The 7,221-nt window shown below is 48.1% G+C and carries 6 protein-coding genes; all 6 read right to left on the bottom strand.

From position 1 onward, the window contains the following. Positions 1-499 precede the first annotated feature (499 nt). Genes J3P34_RS22010 through J3P34_RS21985 form a run of 6 tightly spaced genes read right to left on the bottom strand, consistent with a single transcriptional unit; the run spans position 500 to position 6,920 of the window. Complete coding sequence (locus tag J3P34_RS22010; protein WP_210490791.1) at positions 500-1,627, bottom strand: glycosyltransferase; 1,128 nt, start codon at positions 1,625-1,627, stop codon at positions 500-502. A 3-nt stretch (positions 1,628-1,630) separates the two neighbouring features. Further along, positions 1,631-2,596, bottom strand: a complete 966-nt coding sequence (locus tag J3P34_RS22005) for a glycosyltransferase family 2 protein (RefSeq protein WP_210490792.1) — start codon at positions 2,594-2,596, stop codon at positions 1,631-1,633. Between the two features lie 7 nt (positions 2,597-2,603). After that, positions 2,604-3,140 (bottom strand): DUF4199 domain-containing protein, encoded by a 537-nt coding sequence (locus tag J3P34_RS22000; RefSeq protein ID WP_210490790.1) that lies wholly within the window; start codon positions 3,138-3,140, stop codon positions 2,604-2,606. A gap of 16 nt (positions 3,141-3,156) precedes the next feature. Continuing rightward, the gene (locus J3P34_RS21995) at positions 3,157-3,675 is read right to left on the bottom strand and encodes a DUF4199 domain-containing protein (protein WP_210490789.1); all 519 of its coding nucleotides are present in this window, start codon (positions 3,673-3,675) and stop codon (positions 3,157-3,159) included. Between the two features lie 16 nt (positions 3,676-3,691). Then, the gene (locus J3P34_RS21990; protein ID WP_210490788.1) at positions 3,692-4,972 is read right to left on the bottom strand and encodes a dihydroorotase; all 1,281 of its coding nucleotides are present in this window, start codon (positions 4,970-4,972) and stop codon (positions 3,692-3,694) included. After that, on the bottom strand, positions 4,956-6,920 hold the full coding sequence (locus J3P34_RS21985; protein ID WP_210490787.1) for a BatA domain-containing protein: 1,965 nt from the start codon (positions 6,918-6,920) through the stop codon (positions 4,956-4,958). The genes J3P34_RS21990 and J3P34_RS21985 overlap by 17 nt, the downstream gene beginning before the upstream one ends. Between the last annotated feature and the right edge of the window lie 301 nt (positions 6,921-7,221).

The following is a 7,221-nucleotide window of genomic DNA, read 5'->3' as shown; positions in this document are numbered from 1 at the left end:
TTCGAACCAGGTTCTGCGCCCCTCCCCTGCCGGGCGGGCTGCAAAGGTAAGCAACATCTTTGGAGTTCCAAGGCCTTTTTGCGGAAGAAAGCTTAAAACCACTGCCCTTTCCCGGAGCCTAAGAGGTAACCCTACTTAGGACCAAGGAGTTCCAGGTTGGAAATATTTTCTCGGTGGATACCTTTCGGCTAAGAGCCCCTGCTGGACCCTGGGCAAGAACTACCATGAGGTACTTGGAAGTTCCCGAGGGGGGAAGGTTTTTACTTCGGCTCTGTTTGGAGGGGCTCCCGGCCGGAGCCTCAGACGTAACCGTTATCTAGTATTCAGAAGTTCCCTATACAAGAAGTTTTTCAACTTAGCTGTTGGTCTTTTCCAGCTATGGCATTTTAAACCTATATCCTCAGTTCCTTATAACAGAAGAGGCAAGGTGTTGATTACCTTGCCTCTTCTGTTTAGCGGCTCCTTTTACTATAATAAGGATAAAAGATGTTTGCCCTACTTACAACCGTACTACCTCGGTTATAGCGGTTGCCAATGCTTCCCAAGTATACTTCTTCTTTTCCTCCCGAATGTTCTCCTTCATCTCTAAAGACTTCTGCTCTTGGTAAAACTTATCTATGGCATCGGCGATTGCTGTTGGGTTAACGTCTACGACATAGCCTACTTTCTGATCCGGGATCATTTCTACTAGGCCTCCTACTTTAGTGACAATCATAGGCACTTCAAAGTGGTAGGCAATTTGGGTCACGCCGCTTTGCGAGGCATGTCTGTAGGGCTGGACAACCAGATCCGCGATAGAGAAGTATGCTTTTACTTTCTCATGGGGAATATACTCGGTGGCCTGGATGACGCTTTGCTGTAAACTCCCCTCGTCTATCATCTGCTGGTAAGTTTCCGGTGACTCATAATACTCTCCAGCTATTATCAGCTTTATGCCTCTTTCCTTTAGTCTCTGGTCTTGCATGGCTTGCAACAGCAGATCCAGACCTTTGTAGTGTCTGATGAAACCGAAGAACAGCAGGTATTTTCCTTCCGGCAGGTTAAGCTCCTTTAGCGCAGCCTCCCTGGATAACTTTGCCCCGTAAGTGTCATATATGGGATGGGGCTGACTCGCCACAGGTTTGTTCTTATTGAATTGCTTCAGCTCCTCGGTCACGGTAGAAGACATGGTGACAAAGGCATCACAGGCATCAACAAAGTATTGTGTTAATGCTTTATCCCCGGGGCGCTTCTCGTGGGGAACTATATTATCAGTAAGCGCTACAACTTTGGTGTGCTTGTTGCCCTTAATGATTTTAGCCACGGTTCCTAAACTAGGGGCCATAAACGGTAGCCAGTACCTAAACAGCACCAAGTCTGGTTTCTTCTTCCTGATTTTATAACCAAGGCTGATCCAGGTAAGCGGATTGATAGAACTCAGCTCCTGGTGGATGGTCAGATCTTTGGGAGCGGGTCCGTCTTCGTACTGAGACTTGCCCGGAAAGAGAATAGACGGGTACTGGGTAGTGAAGGTATAGATTTCCACCTGATGCCCCATCTGCTGCCAAGTGCGAGCCAGGCTTTCACCGGAGGCCGCAATCCCTCCCCTGAAGGGGTAGGCCGGACCTACAAGAACGATATAGGCCATAGACTAGAACCCGATATTGTCACGGATCAGGTATTCATCTTTGCGTCTTCCGGCCAGGGAAATCATCTCGGCCAGGAAACCGGCCAGGAACAACTGCACTCCTACTATCACGGCTACCAAGGCAAGGAAGAACAGGGGTTGGTCAGTCACGTTTCTCACGGCCATGTTCTGGAAAGAGTAGTACACCTTCTCAATGACTAACCAAGAAGTAATCAGGAAACCGATGAGGAAGGAAAGTGTACCCAGGCTCCCGAAAAAGTGCATGGGGCGTTTCTTGAACCGCGATACAAAGGTGATGGACATCAAATCCAGGAAACCGTAGACAAATCGCTCTAGTCCGAACTTGGTGGTGCCATATTTCCGCTCGCGGTGCTGCACTACTTTCTCGCCTATTTTCCCGAAGCCGTTCCACTTGGCAATAACGGGTATGTAGCGGTGCATTTCGCCGTAGACTTCAATGCTTTTCACCACGCGCGCATCATAGGCTTTCAGGCCGCAGTTAAAGTCATGCAGTTTGATTTTGGAAATCTTGCGGGTAGCGGCATTGAAGAGTTTGGTGGGCAAGGTTTTGCTCAGAGGGTCAAAGCGCTTCTTCTTCCAGCCGGAGACCAGGTCAAACCCGTTTTCCACAATCATCTTGTAAAGATCAGGGATCTCATCCGGGCTATCCTGCAGGTCGGCATCCATGGTGATCACCACGCGGCCTTGGGTTTCGGCGAAGCCCACGTTGAGGGCCGCCGATTTACCGTAGTTGCGGTTGAACCTGATGCCTTTGAGATTGGGATCATGCTGCGACAGCTCCTGAATCACTTTCCAGGAATCATCGGTACTGCCATCGTCAATTAAAATAACCTCATAAAGAAAACCGTGCAATACCATTACACGGTTTATCCATTGGGTAAGCTCTGGCAGTGACTCTGCCTCGTTAAGAAGTGGTATTACCACCGAAATATCTACGCTGTTCTGCATGAAAATTTTACTCAAACTCCGGTTGGCTTCTCTTCATGATAGCCGCAATGATAAGGGATAAAATAAAGCCTAATATGACTGCCCCAACTATACCAAACAAAAACATCATTTCTGGTGTCGTGAATTTCTCTGTCATGCTGGTGGCCTGCTCAATCTGCTCGTCACTCATTCCTTTATTTTCCATCTCTTCAATAGAGGCATTCCTGATCTGCTCAATAATGTTAGAGTCTATGAACTTGAGATAGATGTAAGTAAAGATACCGCTTAAAACCCCAGAGACTGTGGCCAGGATTGTACCCGTACCAAGCCCCTGGCCATAGGACATAAAGCCGCCATTCTCTTTTTTATAATGCCGATAAGCAAAGATTATCCCTACTATAGGAATGATGGTTCCCAGGTAAGTCACGCCTTTGTTCAGATGAAGGCCTGTAAGATAAAGGATCAGGCTAAAAATGACGGAGGCAAATCCAGTCATAATTCCGTAGCGTACGCCAATGGAGGCTGGTGTAACAGTTGGCTCGTGCATGATTGCTCGTTCGTTCATGATTATAGGTTTTAGGTTACTTTCTGAAAAACACGCCTAAAACGATACTTGTAAAGAAACCTGCCACCATACGGTTCACAAAGCTGATCTGCGCCAAGATGTAAGGATTCAAATGGTTTAAGTTCTGATAGGCGTTCTTGTAATTTGCTTCCCCCATCACCTGAGTCAACTCCTTTTTGGTCAACTCCATCCTTTTCTGACTCAATATAACATATTCCTGTATCATTTCCTGACCCGCGAAACCCGAGTAGATGCACAGGAGCAGCGCCGTGGTAAAGGCCAAGAAAAATACGGTCATCAAACCCACTTTGAAAGCCTTCCCAAAACCCAATTCTGTGTCATGGAATTTCCTAAAGTACTTGATAGCCAGGAAAGTGAAAACAGGAACAAAGATTAGCGTAGAAGAGTACTCGCTGGTATTATCATACGGGTTCTCAAACCCAGCTAAGGCCAGAATAAGGATGTAGATAAAACTTACAATTGCCCCGGTAACGCCATACCTGATGGCGGTATTAACAACAGCTCTGTCAAACATTGGTCTTGTCTTCTCTCTAATTCTGGTAAGCCGGGTTCTTGGTGAATTGCCCATTCATGTAGGTGCCAAACACGCAGCCCTTCAATTCACGCCCTAAGAACGGACTGTTCTTCGCCGCCGAGGCATTAAAGTATTCCTCAAAAACCCAGGTTTTGTCTGGGCTGAAGAAAGTAAGGTTGGCAGCGGCGCCCTCGGACAGGCCAGGAACAGGTAAGCCTACAATCCCCCTTGAACCTATGGATAGTTTCTGGATCACTTCTCTCCAGGAAAGGTGAGAGGCCAAGGTCTCGTTTGCAACGGAGTAAGCAGTCTGCAGACCAATAATGCCGGCATCGGCTAAGTCAAATTCCAGTTCCTTCGCTTCCTCGTTCCAGGGCGTATGGGCAGACACGATGGTGTCAATGGTACCGTCCTGCAGACCTTCCAGCAGGGCCTTGCGGTCTTCCTCGCTTCTGAACGGAGGTGTCACTTTGTAATTGGTATCAAAGGGCAGAATCATTTCATCGGTGAAAGCGCACTGGTGGGCGGCAATGTCACAGGTTACGTTCAGGCCCTGTTTTTTGGCGGCTCTCACGGCATTCACGCCCGCGGCGGTAGACAACTGGGTAAGATGAAGACGGCCACCGGTGTACTGCAGCAACTGTAAATCACGGGAAATCTGCACCTCTTCGGCGATGGCCGGAATGCCTTTCAGGCCCAGGCGGGTACTGGCCGTTCCCTCGTGCATCTGTCCGCCGTTGGCGATCTTTCTGTTTTGAGGCTGATTTATTAAAACTCCCCCGAAAAGCTTCAGATACTCAAAGGCTTTGAGAACGGTATCCTCGGCCTGCAGCGCATCAGAACCATCTGTAAAAGCAATGGCACCCGCGGCTTGCAGGTCCAGAATCTCGGAAAGGTCTTTCCCGTCCAGGTCATGCGTCACCGCAGCTAAAGGATGTAACCGTACAAAGCCGGAAGCGGAGATGTTCTTCAAGTAATCCACAGACGCGCGGGTCTGTGTCACGGGGTTGAGGTTAGGCTGGCAGGCTACCTCGGTGAATCCGCCGTAGGCTGCGGCTTGCATGAAATTCTGTAAGGTCTCGCGGTGCTCATAGCCGGGCTCCCCGGAAAAAGCGATCAGGTCGAACCACCCGATAGAGCAGTGCAGACCATGGGCCGAGATGGTCTGCACCTCATCGGCCTCAATTGAAGAAGCTATTTGTTTTATCTTTCCGTCCTCCAGCAACAGGTCTACTACCTGCCCGTCAAACGAAGAAGTTGAATCAACTATGGTAACCGCTTTAAATAACAGATCCACTTTTTTTGGTGCTTAAGATGATTGCCTCTACCACGAGACACAGAAAACACAATATTAGGCAATATTTCCAAAGGGATGGGCCACCGGTTTCCTTTTGCAGCTGTTTTTGCAAGGATACCCGCTCTTTCGGTTCTAATACCTGAATGCTGCCTCCATGGTCCGCGAGGATCTCCTTCAGTTCATCCACTGTATAAGCCTCCAGTCTAGACTCGGCCCGGGGAATATTCAACGCGATGCTTGAAATGGTTTTTCCATCCCGTAAAACGTTGTAGAAACCGGGCTGTCCCAGGTCTTTGGGCAAGGTCAGGAACAACTGGTTCTGTCGCACCCGCTGATCGGGGATAAAGGTCTGCCCACCTATGCTCAAGGCATAAGGTTGTTTGGAGGCCAGCTCCTGCTCTAGGGGAACAGTGATGTTGCCATTGTTGGGCTGGTGAGACAACACAATCCTGGAGGCGTTGGTAGAAAGCGCCAGCTGGTACAGCACCGGAACAAACAACGGGTGGGCTACAATGGAAGATGCCGTAGTGATGGGGGCGGCAAACAAATGCACGTTTCCGTTCCCTACCCTGAAGGTACTCAGGAAAGGAGCATTATCCGTGAACTTAAGAATGGTATGGAAAGAACTCTGCCACCTAAGCACCGGTTTAGCCTCGGGCATTTTCATGTTTTTGACCTCTTTTTCAAAAATCTGCCGGAAAAAGGCATCAGACATATCCGGTTGCCTCAGAGCCTTAGCACCTATCTCTTTGCTTTCTTCACTCACGCCCTGCAAACCCAGGTTAGCTAGGAAGCTCACTGTAGATTGCTGCGCCTGGCCATCGGGGATAAGCAGAACAGAACCACCGTCGTTTACCCAGGATTTAATGCTAGCCGCTAATGCCGATGTTCCTCCATTAGCGGGTATGTCAATAATCCATAAACCCGGGTTCCCAGCCGAACTTTGAGAGAAGTTGAAAGCCGGTTCCGCTTTATAAGCTTGGACAATGGGATCATTGCCCCCCTGAGTTCTGGACACCTTGATGTGCACCGAGGAAGGTTTAGGCAGAATAATGAAATATTGGTTGTCAAAAGAAGTAGCCGGATCCTCTACACTGAAAGTGATCTGCTTTTCTGCATTGCTGTTCAATTGAATCTTGAAATGAGCGATGGCTTTCTGCGCAGGATCAAGGAGCACCTGGGTAGCACCCAAAAGCTTATCTCCTTCAGAAGCGCTCACCTTTATCTGACTACTCTCTTTGAGTAAGCTACTAGCCAACCTCACGGAGATACCTGCCAGGGCATTGGGTAAAAGAATAGGCTGCTCTAGCCAAACAGAATCTATGTAAATATTAGGTACTTCATCGTTGGCCAGTGATACCAAAGTAATGGATTGCTCTTTGGGCAAGCTCTTCAAGACCTCAGGTGAATAAGTGGATTTCTGGAAATCTGAGAGCAGGTAAGTGGTAGTAGATCTACTGGTATTTCCCAGTTCATCTATCAAGCCTTGGGGGGAAGTAAAGGTTGTTTGCCCCTCCGGTGTATTCACCGTATCGGCTCCCGAATTCCTCTTTTCTGGGTTCTTTGAATTATTGCTGGCTCCTTTGAGAATGTCACTAGCTGCGTCAAAGGCGATTTCAACTTTGCTGCGCTCTTTCTCCAATGAGGCACTTTGCATGCTCCAGGAAGTATCCATCACCACTGATACTTTATCTGGCAAGACCGCACTATTGTTTTTGGTTTGGAACAGAAACAGCAAAAACGCACCTAAAGCGGATGCCACAAAAACCAATCTTAAGAGAAGCAGAAGATAGTTATTGATCCGGCGGACAGACTGCGTTTTGGAGATAAGTGCGGTCAGAAACTGGATATGGGAGAAATCAAGCTTTTGCCTCAGCCTTAACCCGAAGAAGTGGATAAGAATCAATAAGGTGGCAGCAATGGCTGATCCGGATATGAGAGGAAGCATCTACTAAAAGCTGTTTATATGTGAAGGTACATAATTGCTTTTAGAACTAATAACGAGTAAGATCTGGTATATAGCCGAAGAAGATTATGTTGATTCCATTCACTGAAGTAAAGTTGAAAGTGTTTTAAGTCAACTTGCTGAAAACTGTAATTAATAAAAAAGCCTGCGTCCTAATTTGGAGCGCAGGCCAATCCGCTTACACCTACAATCTACACCTATAATAAAGAGTTCCTCCCAGCGGGAAGCCTGTGGGCCGCAGGGCATAAGGCACAGCCAAAGGACATTGACTTCCCCTCCCCCT

This window comes from Rufibacter aurantiacus, from assembly GCF_017916345.1.
In the GTDB taxonomy this organism is placed as follows: Bacteria; Bacteroidota; Bacteroidia; order Cytophagales; family Hymenobacteraceae; genus Nibribacter; species Nibribacter roseolus.
Note: the sequence above shows the minus strand (reverse complement) of the source record. Positions and strands in the feature narration are given on the sequence as shown.

What these genes read in the sequence shown, in the direction of transcription:
- J3P34_RS22010 (WP_210490791.1), bottom strand. Translation starts at nt 1,627, where the DNA reads ATGGCCTATATCGTTCTTGTAGGTCCGGCCTACCCCTTCAGGGGAGGG.
- J3P34_RS22005 (WP_210490792.1), bottom strand. Translation starts at nt 2,596, where the DNA reads ATGCAGAACAGCGTAGATATTTCGGTGGTAATACCACTTCTTAACGAG.
- J3P34_RS22000 (WP_210490790.1), bottom strand. Translation starts at nt 3,140, where the DNA reads ATGAACGAACGAGCAATCATGCACGAGCCAACTGTTACACCAGCCTCC.
- J3P34_RS21995 (WP_210490789.1), bottom strand. Translation starts at nt 3,675, where the DNA reads ATGTTTGACAGAGCTGTTGTTAATACCGCCATCAGGTATGGCGTTACC.
- J3P34_RS21985 (WP_210490787.1), bottom strand. Translation starts at nt 6,920, where the DNA reads ATGCTTCCTCTCATATCCGGATCAGCCATTGCTGCCACCTTATTGATT.